Source organism: Melioribacter sp., from assembly GCF_049325435.1.
GTDB lineage: Bacteria > Bacteroidota > Ignavibacteria > Ignavibacteriales > Melioribacteraceae > Melioribacter > Melioribacter roseus.
Genome location: NZ_JBMOLD010000014.1, coordinates 16,078 through 33,409, shown reverse-complemented (window position 1 = coordinate 33,409; position 17,332 = coordinate 16,078). Strand labels below are relative to the sequence as shown.

The window sequence follows — 17,332 nt, the reverse complement described above, 5'->3', positions numbered from 1 at the left end:
TAATACTTCACAATTTCTTCGTATCATAAAATAATATTGGGATAAAAAAATGAGAACGCAACTGATTTGTCTGTTGATGTTTGTCTTTCTTTCTTTAATGCCGGAAATAAAAGGACAGTATTACGACGGGGATTTGCATCGCGACGGTAAGCGAATGCTTTTCGACTTCGGTTGGAGGTTTTATTCGGGCGATATTAAAGATGCGGAAAAACCCGATTTCGACGATGCGGATTGGAGAATACTTGATTTGCCTCACGACTGGAGTATAGAAGGAAAGATAGATAAAAACGCTCCTGCCGGAGGCAACGGAGGATACTATCCGACTGGCGTCGGTTGGTATAGAAAGCATTTTGAAGTTTCGGCAAATGACCTCGAAAAAATTATATGGATTGAATTTGACGGCGTTTATATGAACAGCGACGTTTGGGTAAACGGAATTCATTTAGGGAATCGGCCCTACGGCTATTCGAGTTTTTATTATGACATTACAAAATACTTAAAAAAGGGTAATAATGTAATTGCCGTAAGGGTCGACAATTCGAAACAACCGAATTCTCGCTGGTATTCCGGTTCGGGTATCTATAGAAACGTATGGCTAATTAAACAAAATAAACTGCATCTGGCGCACTGGGGAGTTTTTGTAACGACGCCTGAAATATCGTCGGACTCCGCTCTCGTGGATATTAATACACAAATCGACAATGAATACAATTCTTCTATAGAAGCGGAGTTATTTATTGTTATCGAGGATAACGAAGGCAACATTGTCGCTTCAGCCGAAAAGAAATTCGCCGCAAAACCGGGAGAATCTTTGACGATAAATAATAAACTTTGGATACAACGACCAAAGCTCTGGTCGGTCGATTCTCCCGATTTGTATACGCTGAAACAATCAATTTTGAAAGACGGAAAAATATCCGACGGCTTAAATACTGTCTTCGGAATAAGGAAAATTTTTTACGATGCGGATAAAGGATTTTTCCTTAACGATAAGCATATAAAAATGAACGGCGTGTGTCTTCATCACGACGGCGGGGCTGTCGGAGCTGCGGTACCTCTCGGAGTGTGGAAATACCGACTTGAAAAGTTAAAAAAGATGGGATGTAATGCTGTCAGAACAGCGCACAATCCGCCGGCTCCGGAATTTCTCGACCTATGCGATCAAATGGGATTTCTTGTGATGGACGAAGCTTTTGACGAGTGGCGCTCCGGGAAACGTAAATACGGTTACCACGTTTATTTCGATCAATGGTACGAAAAAGATTTGATTTCAATGATTCATAGAGACAGAAATCATCCTTCGATAGTTATCTGGAGCGTCGGCAATGAAGTGCCGGATCAAAAAACCGAGGAAGGAACCGAAATCCTGCAAATGTTAACGAATATATGTCATCGTGAAGACCCAACTAGGCCAGTAACTCAAGCTTGCGATAATATTGCGGCAGACGGAGGTTCAACCGTTTTATCTTTTCTTAATGCGCTTGATATCGTCGGTTATAATTACGTCGACAGATGGCACGAAAGGAGAGAACTGTATTACAGTATCGACAAATTGGATCATCCGGAATGGAAGATGATAGGCACGGAAAATCGATCAAATCACGGCGTCTTCCGCGGGAATTATTCGTTGGGAGACGATCCCGCAACGGTAAATCCCAATTATAATTATGATATGATCGACGCCGAACAATTATGGAAATTTACCAAAATGCACGATTATGTTATCGGCGATTTTATGTGGACTGGAATAGATTACCTCGGCGAAGCGCGATGGCCATTTAGATCGTGGAACTTCGGGGTCCTTGATTTATGCGGGTTTGAAAAAGACGGTTATTATTTCTATCAAAGCCAGTGGACTACAAAACCGATGATACATCTGTTTCCGCATTGGAATTGGGAAGGAAGAGGGGGACAAATAATACCCGTGATTTGCTATACGAATTGTAATGATGTAGAACTTTTTTTGAACGGGAAGTCATACGGAAAAAAGCGTCTCGAATTTCCGCGTCAGGGTAATTCGGGCGGTTGGAATAAATATGCAAATCCGGTTGTAAATCCGACTACGGCAGACCTGCATCTGCAATGGGATATTCCTTATGAACCGGGAGTAATTAAAGCCGTCGGAATGAAGAACGGACAAGTGGTTTGCACACAAGAACTCCGCACAGCCGGCAAACCTTATGCTATTCGACTGATCCCTGATCGGGATACGATTAATGTATCCGAGCGCGGCGTTGCTAATATAAAAGTCGAAGTAGTCGATAAAAATAACAACGTTGTTCCCACTGCCGGAAACCTTATTGAATTTTCGATAATAGGGAAAGGAAAAATTATCGGAGTCGAAAACGGCAATCCGCTCGATCATTCGTCTTCTAAATCGAACAAACGCAAAACTTATAACGGTCTTGCTCTCGTAGTTTTGCAGGCATCGGACGAAGAAGGCGCAATAAGGTTGACCGCAAAATCCGAAGGATTGAAAGAGGCTTCCATAAATATTGTTTCAGTTAAATAGAGAATAACATTTTTGAGAGGAATAATATGGCTTATATAAATGTCATAAGTTTTCTAAAGACCATGTTGCTTTCGGCTTTGTTTGCGCACGGTTTGCTCGCACAGGAAGCAAGGATTTATAATAATTTTAAGCCGGGAGAATTGTGGCTTGATAATAACGGCGTTCATATTAACGCTCACGGCGGAGGAATTTTATTTGAAAACGGGATTTACTATTGGTTTGGCGAGCATAAAGTCGCCGGCAGACAGGGCAACAAAGCTCTCGTAGGCGTCCATTGTTATTCGTCGGCGGATCTCTACAATTGGAAGGACGAGGGCATTGCTCTTTCGGTCGATACAACGAATGAAAATTCGGAAATAACAAGAGGATGCGTTATTGAACGTCCTAAAGTTGTGTTCAATGAAAAGACGCAAAAATATGTGATGTGGTTTCACCTCGAATTGAAAGGACAGGGCTATTCTGCCGCCCGCTGCGGAGTTGCCGTCTCGGATAATGTTACCGGTCCGTATAAATATTTACGTTCGTACAGACCCAATCCGAAAAAGTGGCCTGTTAATGCAACGGAAAAAGATACTACAATTCCCGAAAGCGGGGATACTGCATTGTTAAAACTAAGCGGAAACGAAAGAGCGGCTGCCGGTTACTATCTTAGAAGGGATTATCCTGTCGGACAGATGTCGCGGGATATGACGGTTTTTGTAGACGACGACGGTAAAGCTTATTTGATTTATGCCTCCGAAGAAAACTATACAATGCATATTGCCGAATTGTCTTCGGATTATACTTCGTTTACGGGGAGGTGGTATCGTTTATTTCCAGGCGGGCACCGGGAAGCGCCCGCCATTTTCAAAAGAAGCGGAAGATATTATCTGATTACATCCGGATGCACCGGCTGGGCTCCGAATGCGGCGCGTTATGCCGTTGCCACTTCGCTGTTCGGACCATGGGAAGATAAAGGTAATCCTTGCGTAGGAAAGGATAGCGAGATTACTTTTAATTCTCAAAGTACGTTTGTCCTTCCCGTACAAAATAAAAAAGATGCGTTTGTTTTTATGGCTGATCGCTGGAAACCTGAAAATCCTATCGACGGAAGATATATCTGGCTGCCGGTGAAATTTATCGATAACGGAATTCGAATCCAATGGTTCGACGAATGGAATCTCGATTTTTTTAATAAATAATACAATCGGTATCTGTTCAAATATGGAAACAATAATAAAACTTTTTAAGGAATAGTTAATATGACGCATATTAATACGATCACTGGGTTAAAATGTAATTTCACACCGCTCTTTAAAAACTTATTGTATCTGTTTGCCGTGTTGTCTTTGATGAGCGGATTTATTTATCCGCAGAATAAGAATAATCATAGTTTTAAAATCGGTAAACATGACTTTTTATTGGACGGCAAACCATTCCAGATCAGATGCGGCGAATTGCATTTTGCTCGTATTCCTAAAGAGTACTGGCGTCACAGAATTAAAATGATGAAAGCCATGGGCATGAATACGATTTGCGCATACCTTTTTTGGAATTTTCACGAAAGAACTCCCGGCAATTTCAAGTGGGACGGCGAAGCCGATGTAGCACAATTTTGCAAAATCGCACAGGAGGAAGGATTATGGGTCATCCTGAGACCGGGACCTTATGTGTGCGCCGAATGGGAAATGGGGGGACTTCCCTGGTGGCTCTTGAAAAATGAAAACATTAAACTGCGAACGAAAGACCCTTTGTTTATAAACGCATCTCGTAATTATTTAATGGAAGTGGGGCGTGTGCTTGCGCCGCTTCAAATTACAAACGGCGGGCCCATTATTCTGGTTCAGGTTGAAAACGAGCACGGCTTTTATGCGGACGACCCCGAATATATGGGAATTATAAAAGACGCCATATTAGAGGCGGGTTTTAATGTCCCGTTATTTGCCTGCAATCCTACTTATCATCTGGAGAAAGGTTATCGTAAAGATATATTTCCCGTTGTGAATTTCGGCTCCAATCCGGAAGAAGCCTTTCGCGCCCTTCGGAAAATTCTTCCCGAAGGACCTCTGATGTGCGGCGAGTTTTATTCGGGATGGTTCGATACGTGGGGCAATCCGCATACATTCGGTGAAATCGACCGATACCTCAAAGATATGGAATATATGCTCAAGACCGGAGCTTCTTTCAGTATTTACATGGCGCACGGAGGAACAACTTTCGGTTTCTGGGCCGGCGCCGACAGACCTTTCAAACCGGACGTTTCGAGTTATGATTACGGCGCTCCGGTTACGGAAGCGGGGTGGACGTCGGAAAAATTTTTCGCCACTCGGAATCTGATTTCAAAGTATTTAACGCCGGGCGAAGAACTGCCGGAACCGCCGGAACAAAACCCGGTGATTACAATCCCTTCTTTTAAACTCACGGAGGTTGCTCCGTTATTTGAAAATTTACCCGAACCGAAAATATCTTCCGAACCGAAAACAATGGAATTTTATGACCAATCGAGGGGTAGTATTTTATACCGCGTTGTTTTACCGCCGGGAGAGGAAGCGGTTTTCAAAGCTGAAGGCGTACACGATTTTGCGTGGGTATTTTTAAACAATAAAAAGCTCGGCGTTTTGGATAGACGCAAACAAAATTATGAAATAAGAATACCCGAGAGAGATACCGAAAGCGTGCTCGATATCTTTGTACACGCCATGGGGCGCATTAATTTCGGTCCGGAGGTTCACGACAGGAAGGGTTTGATTGCGCCCGTAGAATTTAAGGATAAACGGAATAAATTAATCGACGTCAAAGAATGGAAGATTTATAATTTCACGTATGATTCTGTAATGCTGAGCAGCTTTAATTACGCTATTGCGAAAGAAAAGTTAAATACTCCCGGAGTATGGCGCGGCGAATTCTCGATTGACAGTAAAGGCGACTCTTTTCTCGATATGAGGAGATGGGGAAAAGGACTCGTTTGGATTAACGGACACTGTCTGGGTAGATTCTGGAATATAGGACCGACTCAAACCATGTACATTCCGGCGCCGTGGTTAAAGACCGGGAAAAACGAAATTTTGGTTCTGGATATCCTCGGTCCGGAAGAACCGGTATTGCAGGGACTTGATGAGCCGATTTTGAATATGTTGATGCCGGGTAAGGATTTTACTCTCTCAAAACGTCCCGATGTCAGTGTCGACATATCAAATAGAATTCCTGTCCGGGCTGGCGCGTTTCAAAACGATAATAATATGGAATCCGTAAGTTTTAATAAACCGATTAAAGGAAGATATTTCTGTATTGAGCTATTAAACGCTCATGGCGGAACTCGTACTACGGGCATAGCGGAACTGGATTTGCTTGATAATAACGGAGAACCGATAAGCCATCAAACCTGGACTATTGCGTATGTAAACAGTGAAGAACTGATTGAAGAAAACGGAGCAGCGGAAAACGCCATCGACGGACAAACATTCAATTGTTGGATAACAAATATGGAGGAAGGCAAAACCGACTTTCCTTATTATTTGGTTATCGATCTTGGAAAGGAAACTGAAATTTCGGGTCTTATATATGTGCCTGTGACGGGTAAAAATAACGCCGGCAAAATAAAAGATTACAAAATATATATCGGCAGCGACATCATTAAAATGTGAAAATCGTAGTCTCTGATTTGAATTTTATTGACATAGAGATGTTAAAAAAATATATTGCAAACGATTGTAATGGGTTTTTGTAGATAATAGGACATGAAATGGTTCTTTATTTTCAATCCGGACATTGGGAATATTACTATTTATGATAAACTTACTTCTTATATATATTGCTTTCGTCTTTTCCGTAAATCAAACTGTTTGCGAAAAAACTACGAAAAACTCTCCGGATACCCTCGCCGTCGTGGACAAGAAAATTATTACTACCGACTTTTATAAAAAACTTTATCAGGAAAAAATTACCCGTTTCGGTCTTCAGGATAATTATGACGTTAGACTTCAGTTCCTCAATAACCTTTTAAATGATGAAATTCTTTTGCGCGAAGCTCTGAATCGCAACTATGATAAAACTCCCGACGCGCTCAACGAGCTCAACAGGATTAAAATCCAGAAATTACTTAACAGGTTCGTGGAGCTTGAAATCAGTCCCGAAATAAATATTACAGAAGAGTATCTGAAAGATCTCTACATAAAATTGAACACAAAAATTCTCGTAAGACATATCTATGCCGACACAAAAGAAAAAGCGGATAAAATTTATAAACAAATTATTTCACGCGAAAAAACATTTGAAGAGGCAGCGCGAGAAAATTTTAAAAACTCCGAACTAAAAAACAACGGCGGATTACTCGGTTATATCGCTATCGACGAAACCGACCCGGAGTTTGAAAAAGCTGCTTTTTCGCTTAAGCCCGGAGAAGTTTCACAACCCGTCAAAACAGTCTACGGCTACAGTATTATCCGCGTCGACGATATTAAAAGAAATCCGCTCATTACCGAAAACGAATATCTGAAATCTCTTCCGAGACTCAAAGCGTTCGCTAGAAAAAGAATTTATGAAGACTCGTTGAAACAATTCGCCCGCAGACTCGGCGACAAGTTAAAAATCGAATTCAATGAACAAGCCCTTGACCGGCTCTACATGTCTTTTAATAACTCAGGTCAAAGGGAAGTCGCAGAAAAAAGCCATGACGAAATTGTGCTTTCTTCGTCAATCGGAAAATGGAAAATGAATGAATTATTGAGCGAATTAAATTCCACGCCTGCCCGTCAATTGAAATGGATTAAATCGAAAGAAAATCTGCGGGATTTTCTAAAAGGCCTGGTCAACAGAAAATATATTATCGACTACGCCAAAAATAAAAAGTACGATCAATCGGATGTTTATAAAAGAGAAGTTCAATATGAATTTGAAACATATCTGATTTCCAGTATTACCGAAGACCTGAAAAAAAATATTGTTATCCCGGAAGACTCGCTGGAGTCATATTATAATAAAAACCGGGAGTACTTTAAGACAAAGCCCCGCGTCAGAATCAGCGTGATTTTAGTTGATAACGAAAACTCGGCATCCAAAATTAAAAATGAATTGAATGCGGGAACTCCTTTCGAAGAATTGGCGCTCAAGTATTCTATACAAAAGGCGACAGCGGTTAAAGGGGGTGACGCCGGCTATTTTGATATTGAAGATCTCGACTACCTTGCGGATACTCTTTGGAATTCGAATTCGGAGCAATGGCTGGGTCCTTTCCGCGATGATTCGAAATTTCTGTTTGTTAAAATAACGGACAAAGTCGAACCGAAGTCGATACCTTTTTACGAATTAAAGGAGGATATCAAAAATATGCTGGTTGAGATGAAGTGGCTTGCCGAGAAGAACAATATAATCGAGTCACTTAAAAGAAACATCAACATACACGTTTACAAAGAAAAATTATTAAAAGTAAAAATATGAAAACGAAACATACGTTTATATTACTCCTGATATTATCAACTATTCCGTTTGTTCTCAATGCCCAGGGAAAAATTGCCGGAAAGGTAATCGACAAGTCAACCGGCGAACCGATAGTAGGAGCCAATATAATAATTGAGGGAACCAATCTCGGAGCCGCAAGCGATATTGAAGGCGAATATGTTATTGTGCGTGTCCCTTCCGGAAGGTACAATGTGGCGGCGTCTTATATCGGATACCAGAAAGTAATTACGCAAAATGTTCAGGTGCTGAACGACCTTACGACGCGCCTCGATTTTGAATTGACGCCGAGCGACGTTAAGATAAGCGAGGATATTGTTGTAGTGGCTCAGGCGCCCCTTGTAAAAAAAGATCTAACCGCTACCGAAGCCCGTGTGACTTCCGAAGAAATTAGGCAGCTCCCGCTCCAGGATCTTAACAGTTTAATTACGTTGCAGGCCGGAGTAAACAGGGACGCAGGCGGCGGAATCCATATACGCGGCGGCAGATCGAGCGAAATTTCATATCTCATTAACGGTATTAGTATAACCGACGACTTTTCGCGCTCTCAGGCGCTTCAGGTGGAAACCGAATCCGTTCAGGAACTTCAGGTTATAAGCGGAACTTTCAACGCCGAATACGGAAACGCAATGAGCGGCGTTGTGAATATTATTACGAAAACCGGAGGCTCAAAATTTCAGAGCAATTTCGAAGTGTGGACAGGAGACTATTTGAGCGATCATACCGACGTCTTCTGGAATGTCGACGATTTTAATCCCTCAGCAAATTTCAATCTTCAGGCTTCGGCCGGCGGTCCCTTATTTAATGACGATGTTCATTATTTCTTTGCAGCCAGAAGATATTACGACGGCGGTTATATTTACGGAAGAAATATCTATTCTCCTCAAGGCAGGTACAAATTCGAAAACGGTCAATTAGTGGAAAATACCGGCGACAGTTCCTATGTGTCGATGAACTCGAGCGACAGATGGAGCGGGCAGGCGTCTTTTAGCTGGCAGATGTTCGATAATCTTAAACTGAAAATCGACGCATTCGGCAGCTCGGAAGAAAATCGATTTTACGACCATGTATACAGGCTTAACCCGTACGGAACGATGGGCGGCAAGTCTGCCGGTTATACTTTCTTTGCAAATTTAACGCACCTGATTTATCAAAACACTTTCCAGGAGTTTACCGTTGCCTATAAATACAACGATTATAAATCGAGACTTTACGAGGACCCGTTTGATCCGCGTTATGTTCATCCCGATTCCTTAAACGTGCCGGGTTATCATTTTCTCCGGGCGGGAACCAATCTGAACAGATTTCAACGCAATACCCGAAGCGTTATTCTTAAATGGGATTTTACAAGCCAGATTGATAAAATCAATCTGGTAAAATTCGGCGTTGAGTATCAAACCGACAAAGTGTTTTATGAAAATATCAATTTAATACCCGCTGTTGACGAAAACGGTCAGCAGCTTCAACCGTTCGTTCCGGCTATTCAAACAATCGATTCGCCGCAACACGACCGTTTCGAAAGAACGCCCGATAAATTCAGCGCTTATATTCAGGATAAAATAGAATTCGAAAGCCTTATTATAAATATCGGATTGAGATTCGACCTCTTTAATCCCAACGGCAGAATTCCCGTCGATCCTTCCGATCCGAACATCTTTAATCCTTTCAAACTCGAGCATATTTATAAGGACGCTAACAACGACGGAAAAATAGGACTCGACGAACAGACCGAATCAAACAAATTTACGCTCGAAGAAAAGGAAAAATTTTGGTATAGAGAAACGACAGTTAAAACTCAATTGAGTCCCAGACTCGGCATCGCATATCCGATTACCGACAAAGGAATTATCAGATTTTCATACGGAATCTTTCAGCAAATTCCGGAATACGGTCAGCTCTATATCGGAGACCAGTACAAACTCACTTCCGCCCAGGGAATCCAGGGGCCGTTTGGAAATCCCGACTTAAAACCTCAGCGTACTACAATATATGAATTGGGGCTTCAGCAACAATTCTTTGAAGATTTTGCGATTGATATTACCGCGTTTTATCGCGACATACGCGACTGGATTTCGTCGAGCCAGCCGATTCCCACTTTTCTTGCAGGCATTTCGTATTCGAAAAGAATCAATCGCGACTTTGCCAATGTCAGAGGCATAACGCTGGCGGTCAATAAAAGATTTGCAAACAATTATTCCTTCGGCGTCGATTATACTTTCCAGATCGCCGAAGGAACCAACTCGTCGCCAGACCAGGAATTCTTTTCGCAATTAAACGGAGCCGAACCGACGAAAATTCTTACTCCTCTCGACTGGGACCAAACCCACACTTTGAACGCAAATGTTTATATAGGCGGCGAGACATGGGGAGCCAGTATTATCTCCTCGCTCCATACCGGTCAGCCGTATACGCCGACATTTATAGCCGGCGCATATACGGGAAGAAACGTTCTGGCGGGACTGGCAAACAACAGTCGCAGAAAGCCTTTGATTGCACGCGTCGACCTGGAAGTAAGAAAAAACATTAAGATTCTTGATTCCGACGTGCAATTCTTTGTTAAAGTTTTTAATCTCTTCGATGCAAAAAATCCCGTGTTGGTTTTCGGAGATACGGGCAAGCCCGATTTTACTATAGAACAGCTTCAGGTGCGCGATTATGATCCTGATTGGTTCGTCTATCCTAATTTCTACAGCGAGCCGCGCAGCGTTTATGTGGGAACTAAAATATCATTATAAAAAATTTATATAGAGTATTGTATGAATAAAGTAAAATATCTTCTGCTGTTAATTTTTGGTTTAGCTTTTATTTCAGAAGGGCAGGTACTACAACACAAACCGTCCGATTTCAGAGCCGATGTGAATTACCGGAGGAATTCAAATGTGGACGGGAATAATATAAGGGCGACCATTTTCAATTCGGGATACAGCGGCGACCCTTCGAATCGTCCCGACTATATCGATTACGAATGGCCCAAGAATACGAACAGAATTTATATTGCTCTGGTTGAAATATTTCTCGGCGGCGAGGTTGTGGGCAATACCGGCGAAAAAATTTATCTTGTCGAAATTCCTACGGGCAGAACAGACCCGGTTACGGGTAATTCATGGAATATTGAGCCGGTTCCCGGTTTTGTGAATCCGCAACAATCCGAAATTGCTCGAAGCGACAATCCCAACTCTTGGCCCACAGGCGTTCAGGGCGGATGGCGCGATAAACGCTCCGATCCGAATGATCCGGGATGGGTCGGCTCGTGGAACGGCTTTTTCGGAAAAAATATTTTTAATGCGGACCAGGAATTTTATTATGTGACCTCGGACGACCTCTACAAACGTCAGCCATATACGCCCGATACTACCGACCCGTCGCGCGGAGGCTTGGGATTGTTGATGGATGTAAGGACTCTTGCCTGGTCGCAGGTGCTTATAAACGACGTTCTCTTTTTCATTCACGATATTAAAAACGACGGCACAAAAACTATCGAAAAAACTTCGTTCTGTCTGTTTGTGGCCGACTGGGTCGGAGGCGACGCTCCCGACGATTATCCTTACGTCGACTTGCAAACGGCTACGACATTTCTAACCGACGCAGACCGAATCGGAACGGAAGCCTTCGGCGCTAATCCGGTGGGTGTTGCCTCTCTTAAATATATCGAAACTCCAGGCAATCAGGTTAACGGTATTGACGACGACGGCGATTCCGATCAGTATCCCGATTTAGTGGCAATGATTACGGACTCCGACAACAGAATTCCTCATTTTACCGCCGAAGATTTTCAAGCGAGGTTTATAAGACCGGGAGATAAAATCGTTCTTATCGAACCGAACACTTATAACAGAATAATTGCGACCTATCCCGCCAACGGAGGAACCGTAACGAGTCTCGGAAAAGAATATTATCTGCCGCCCGAAGGAATTACGGTATCGGAAGATACTCTGGCTAACGGACTCGACGAAGATTTCGACGGATTGATCGACGAGAAAGAAACTCTTCATCTTTATCATATTAACGAAATTACCCAGACTACAAACCCGGTGCGTTACATAAATTACTTGAATTTCAATCCCGGAGACACAGTCAAAAGAGGATTTGCCGTGGCGGGTTTGAATGCAGAATGGAATTATTTTAATGTGGCTCCGATGATCGACGAATCGCGGGACGACGGTTTCGATAACGACAACGACTGGGATTCGTTTCTGGACGATAACGGACTCGACGGAGTCCGGGGCAACGGAGACGAGGGTGAAGGCGACGGAAAACCTTCCAGCGGCGCCGGAACCGAATTCCCCGGCGAGCCGGGCATCGATAAAACTGACGTGAGCGAGACCGATTTAATCGGCATTACTTCGGCGCTTCAAATTCCCGACGGAACTCTCAATTTCAATACCGCGCCGGATAAAGGGATGTGGGACCTGTTGATGACTCCAGGCCGTATTAATCTCGTAAGGCAGGTCGGAGAATTTCAAACTTACGTTTCCTCGGGATATTTCCCGATACTGCCCGGGCAGCGCCAAAGAATGGCGGTCTCGATTGCCATCTCTGGAGGAGGAAATACTAAAGACGCCGACATTGAAAGCGTAATTAAAAAACAACGTCAGGCCACTACCGCATATGCCGCCGATTACCAGTTTGCTCAGGCTCCGCTGCAGGTTACATTGACGGCGGTTGCAGGCGACGGCCAGGTTACTCTCTACTGGGACGACGAAGCCGAGAAATCGTTCGACCGTTATATAAACAAAATAGGCGGCAACGGACATGACTTCGAAGGTTATCGCATTTACAGGGCTACAGATGCGGCTTTCCAGGACGCCAAAGTTATAACCGACGCTTACGGCGTAAAAACTTTATTGCGCCCGATTGCGCAGTTCGATTTGAAAGACGGAATTACGGGGCTTCATCCGATCGATATTAACGGAGTTAAATTCGACCTCGGCAACGATACGGGATTGAGACACGTTTATGTTGACAGAGACGTGGTTAACGGACAAAGATATTTCTATGCGGTAACCGCGTATGATTTCGGGTACGAACCGGCTCGTATTCCTCCGACGGAAACGCCCATTCAGGTAAATGTATATAACGACGGTACTATAACGCACAGTAAAAATGTGGCTATTGTTCGTCCGACCGCTTCAGCCGCGGGCTATCTGCCTCCGGAAGTCGACTATTTCGAACATGCCGCAGGAGGGGCAACCGGAAGCGTTAATATCAATGTAATTGATCCTTTGAGAATTAAAGACGGTCACGAATATGAAATTACGTTTAAGGATACAATTCTTAAAATAGAAAACAGGGATGTTGCCAAGACTTCTTCTTTTTTTCTTAAAGACGTAACGGAAGGAGTTTATTTGCTTTCCGACGATCCCAGAACCGAGTTCGAAGACGAATTGCCTGTTATTGACGGATTTCAACTTTCGTTTAATAATGTCCAGGATATATCGATTAATAATCTCAAAACCGGCTGGAACGACGATGGGATATATCAATTCAATTTCGAGCCGGTACTCTATCTTACCGTAAAGGGAATTCAAAAACCGAGCGATTATAAAATTATTATCGGCGAGCCGGGCTCGGCATTTTCCAAAGACACAACGCTTTTCGGAAAGCATTTCCCGTCGAAGCCGGTTAATTTCAAGGTTATAAATGTTACGGAAAATAAAGAAATAGAATTTGTGTTCAGCGAGCGCGACGGCAACGACGGCAGATTGAGCATTGACCCCGTTAGCGGCAGAGCCGACGCAATCTATTTCTTCGAAACCGACAAATCCGGCAAATCGAGATTCACATGGCAGTTCGTGCTAAATTTGAAAGGGCAGCGGAATCCCGAAGCGGGCGACACGGCAAACATTTTCCTAAACAAACCTTTCTTATCGTATGACGTCTACCGGTTCAGGATGAAAAGCTCTGCTGTTTCGCAAGAAAAAGCGCGCGACGAACTCGACAGAATTAGAGTGGTTCCGAATCCTTACATTGCGGCTGAAACATGGGAGCCGAGAAACACGTACACGAGCGGAAGGGGCCCGAGAGAAATTCATTTCATAAATCTGCCGGCAAAATGCACAATTAGAATTTTTAACGTAAGCGGCGCTCTTGTAAAAACGATAGAACACGAGTCGATTTTTGAAAACGGTACCGAAATATGGGACGTGATGAGCGACGAGAAATTTGAAATCTCTTACGGCATTTATGTCTATCATATTGACGCGCCGGGTATCGGTCAAAAAACAGGAACATTTGCCATCATTAAATAAGAATTTATAATTATGAAAAAGAAGATTATACTTTTTGTATTGATTATATCCGGATTTAGCGCCCTTTCCTATGCGGAAGGCGTCAATAAAATAGGAACGGCAGCCGCCACATTTTTGAGAATTCCCGTCGGCGCGCGAGCCGCGGGATTCGGAAGCGCTTTTGTTTCGATGGCGGGCGACCCCTCGGCTCTCTACTGGAATCCTTCGGTTATCGCTACGCTCGATAAAAACTCGCTCATTATAGACCATTCTCCGTGGCTGCCCGGAATCAATTTCGATTTTGCCGGCATCGTTCTCCCGCTGGGTAATTTCGGAACTCTCGGCCTCAGCGCTACAATCCTTCAAACCGACGAAATGGACGTTACAACTCCGGCGGCTCCAATGGGCACCGGCGAAACTTTTACAGCTTCGAGTTTTGCGGTCGGCGTTACATATAGCAGATATCTAACAGACCGTTTTTCTATCGGCGGCACTTTCAAATATATCCAGGAAACCATTTATAACTCGTCGGCCACTGGAATCGCTTTCGATATCGGCACGATTTACGAAACGCCCTTTGCGGGAATAAGACTTGCCGCCGTCATTTCCAATTTCGGCACTAAGATGAGAATGTTCGGGGAAGATTTAAACGTACGCGTGGATATTGCTCCCGACCAGGAAGGGAATAATCAAAGCATCGTCGGTAAACTGAATACCGACGAGTTCGATTTGCCGTTGATAATGAGAATCGGATTATCCGGAGAAGTTTTTGATACGGAAGATTTCAGATTAACATTGGCTGCCGACGGCGTCAATCCGAATGATAATGCGCAAAGCGTAAACCTCGGAGCTGAAGCCGCATTCCTCAACGAAAAGCTTCAAATACGCGCCGGCTACAGAGATTTGTTCCTCGACAATAATGAATTCGGATTGTCTTTCGGTATTAGCGTTGCAAACATAAATTTATGGGATAGCGTCTTGATTACAACCGATTATGCATATCAGGCGATGAAACATCTCGGAAATACAAACAGGTTTTCCGTAATAATAAAGTTCTAATCTCTAGGAAAAAGGAGAATATTTAACAATAATCATGGAGAGGCTATGAGCAACAAATTTACCAAATCTGTTTCTTTATTTGCGTTTGCGCTGTTGGCGTTTTTGTTCGCCGGAAACATTTATGCGCAAACAGTTAATGTAAAGCTAAGGATAAACACTTCCACATGTCTCGATACACTGGGACCAAATCACATGGTGCTGGTCTGCGGCGAATCGCAGCTCGGCACCGAACCCGCTATTGCGTGGGACAATACAACCGGCATTCAAGCTGTAAACGTAGGCGGGGACTACTGGGAAGCCGAATTTAAGGCAAAGCCCGGCGACGTTATAAAGTATAAATTCGTCACCTATTTCGATCTTGAAAATCCCACTTTTCACTGGTCGGGATGGGAAGGCCCGATTAAAGCCGATATCGACGCCGGCGGCAATAGAGGACTTGTAGTCGGCGCAAGCGATACCACGCTTCCCGTTGAATTCTTTAACGGGTGGGAAGACGAAGTTGATCAATTCTGGCGTCCGTACGAAATAAAAGAAGATTCGATAGCAATCTATTTCCGTGTGAATATGGGCGGGGCTAATTTCGACCCGGAAACACAGGTTGTCGAAGTTAGAGGAGGAGCTCCTCTCGGCACGGATAATCCGTGGATTAAAATTTGTACTTTAAACAGAGAAGTCAATAGCGTAAACGGCGGAAGCTTTTGGTCGGGGACGGCTTATGTAGCAAAGTCCGACGTTGCTCCCGGCACAACTCAACAGTTCAAATTTGTGATTGTCACGCCGGAAACCTGGGAAAGCACGGACAACCGGTGGTTTACTTTTTCCGAAAATTTGATTAATAATTCAAACGATACCACAATCCATTGGTACTACTTCAACGATATTAAACCTCAAGGCGAAAAAGTTACGGCAAATGTCCTCTTCCGGTTAAGACTCGACGCTCTCGAAAGAGCGGGACTTTTCAACAGAGCCTTGGGCGATAAAGTCGGCGTCACGGGTCCGAAAGGATGGGCTGCCGATCCGTTCGATTTCGATACTGATCCGACTGTGTTGAAAATGACTTACAATTCGGACTTGGAAGAGTGGAATTTACTCGAACCGTTCACTCTTTATCCGAATGAAGTGTTGAGCTATAAATATTATATAGCATGGGATTCCTCCAGAGTAGACACGGCAAGTCCTAACTATATTCCGGGTTTAACGTTGGATAACGGTTGGGAGGAGCCCGGCGTTACCGGAGGAGCAGACAGAAAATATACTTACACCGATCAAACCGAACAGATTGTGCCGGGCGATTTCGGAGCCGAATATCAATTCTTCAACAGCATCCATCCCAACGGCGTAATTATGACACCGCTTAAATTAATCTTTAAGATCGATATGACGCCGGCTACCGATGTAAATACGAATCCGACGAACCCGCTCTTCCGTCCTGGAATTGATACGGCTTATATTCAATTTGACGGTTCTCTTATTCCCATTACGCAGGGACTGACTATGTACGGCGCCGACAACCGTATAATGCTCGAAGACACCGACGGCGATATGATTTATACCGGCGAGATTGATTTAACTCCGCCCACGTTTTATCAGGTATGTTATCGAATTGTTTATACTTCGCCGCAGGGGGAAATCTGGAACGGAGGAGGCGTTCAGAAAGGAAGAAGATATTATCAATATATCCTCCCGACAAGCGTCAATCCGGTTGTATGGCCCAGCACATTCGAACTGGCTCAAATGGAATGGATGCCTTCGAATTTAACGGTAGAAGAACATCCCGACCTCGGTCCGGTTACGGATATTAAAGAAACGGAAGAACTTCCCACTTCTTACGAATTATACCAGAATTATCCGAATCCGTTTAATCCGACTACCGTTATTACATATGCGCTTCCGCAACCCGAGCGCGTTAAACTGGAAATCTTCAACATTCTCGGACAAAAAGTCGTTACTTTGTTCGACGGTCAACAAACAGCGGGCAGGCACAGTATTGCCTGGAATTCGAAGAACGAATTCGGACAGAATGTGGCTTCAGGCATCTATTTACTCAAAATATCCGCGGGCAAATTCAATCAGGTTAAGAAGATGATGTTGGTAAGATAAT

8 protein-coding genes are annotated in these 17,332 nt (G+C 43.7%); all 8 read left to right on the top strand.

The window, feature by feature from the left end:
- Window positions 1-49: 49 nt before the first annotated feature.
- Window positions 50-2,512, top strand: a complete 2,463-nt coding sequence (locus ACOYVE_RS11315; RefSeq protein ID WP_014855646.1) for a glycoside hydrolase family 2 TIM barrel-domain containing protein — start codon at window positions 50-52, stop codon at window positions 2,510-2,512.
- Window positions 2,513-2,538: 26 nt separating this feature from the next.
- Window positions 2,539-3,693: a glycoside hydrolase family 43 protein gene (locus ACOYVE_RS11310; protein WP_157867303.1), complete on the top strand. Its 1,155-nt coding sequence runs from the start codon at window positions 2,539-2,541 to the stop codon at window positions 3,691-3,693.
- 150 nt (window positions 3,694-3,843) lie between these two features.
- A complete protein-coding gene (locus tag ACOYVE_RS11305; protein ID WP_162098595.1) occupies window positions 3,844-6,135 on the top strand; it encodes a beta-galactosidase in 2,292 nt (763 codons plus the stop codon).
- Between the two features lie 142 nt (window positions 6,136-6,277).
- Window positions 6,278-7,927: a peptidylprolyl isomerase gene (locus ACOYVE_RS11300; RefSeq protein ID WP_014855643.1), complete on the top strand. Its 1,650-nt coding sequence runs from the start codon at window positions 6,278-6,280 to the stop codon at window positions 7,925-7,927.
- Window positions 7,924-10,680, top strand: a complete 2,757-nt coding sequence (locus tag ACOYVE_RS11295) for a TonB-dependent receptor (RefSeq protein WP_422882014.1) — start codon at window positions 7,924-7,926, stop codon at window positions 10,678-10,680. Before ACOYVE_RS11300 ends, ACOYVE_RS11295 begins: the two co-directional genes overlap by 4 nt.
- Window positions 10,681-10,701: 21 nt before the next feature.
- Entirely contained in the window at window positions 10,702-14,193 is a 3,492-nt protein-coding gene (locus ACOYVE_RS11290; RefSeq protein WP_422882012.1) for a hypothetical protein, read from the top strand.
- A gap of 12 nt (window positions 14,194-14,205) precedes the next feature.
- Window positions 14,206-15,231 (top strand): PorV/PorQ family protein, encoded by a 1,026-nt coding sequence (locus ACOYVE_RS11285; RefSeq protein WP_014855640.1) that lies wholly within the window; start codon window positions 14,206-14,208, stop codon window positions 15,229-15,231.
- Between the two features lie 45 nt (window positions 15,232-15,276).
- Window positions 15,277-17,331, top strand: a complete 2,055-nt coding sequence (locus tag ACOYVE_RS11280) for a T9SS type A sorting domain-containing protein (RefSeq protein WP_422882011.1) — start codon at window positions 15,277-15,279, stop codon at window positions 17,329-17,331.
- Window position 17,332: the final 1 nt, after the last annotated feature.

What these genes read in the sequence shown, in the direction of transcription:
- ACOYVE_RS11280 (WP_422882011.1), top strand. Translation starts at nt 15,277, where the DNA reads ATGAGCAACAAATTTACCAAATCTGTTTCTTTATTTGCGTTTGCGCTG.
- ACOYVE_RS11290 (WP_422882012.1), top strand. Translation starts at nt 10,702, where the DNA reads ATGAATAAAGTAAAATATCTTCTGCTGTTAATTTTTGGTTTAGCTTTT.
- ACOYVE_RS11295 (WP_422882014.1), top strand. Translation starts at nt 7,924, where the DNA reads ATGAAAACGAAACATACGTTTATATTACTCCTGATATTATCAACTATT.
- ACOYVE_RS11315 (WP_014855646.1), top strand. Translation starts at nt 50, where the DNA reads ATGAGAACGCAACTGATTTGTCTGTTGATGTTTGTCTTTCTTTCTTTA.
- ACOYVE_RS11300 (WP_014855643.1), top strand. Translation starts at nt 6,278, where the DNA reads ATGATAAACTTACTTCTTATATATATTGCTTTCGTCTTTTCCGTAAAT.
- ACOYVE_RS11310 (WP_157867303.1), top strand. Translation starts at nt 2,539, where the DNA reads ATGGCTTATATAAATGTCATAAGTTTTCTAAAGACCATGTTGCTTTCG.
- ACOYVE_RS11305 (WP_162098595.1), top strand. Translation starts at nt 3,844, where the DNA reads ATGAGCGGATTTATTTATCCGCAGAATAAGAATAATCATAGTTTTAAA.
- ACOYVE_RS11285 (WP_014855640.1), top strand. Translation starts at nt 14,206, where the DNA reads ATGAAAAAGAAGATTATACTTTTTGTATTGATTATATCCGGATTTAGC.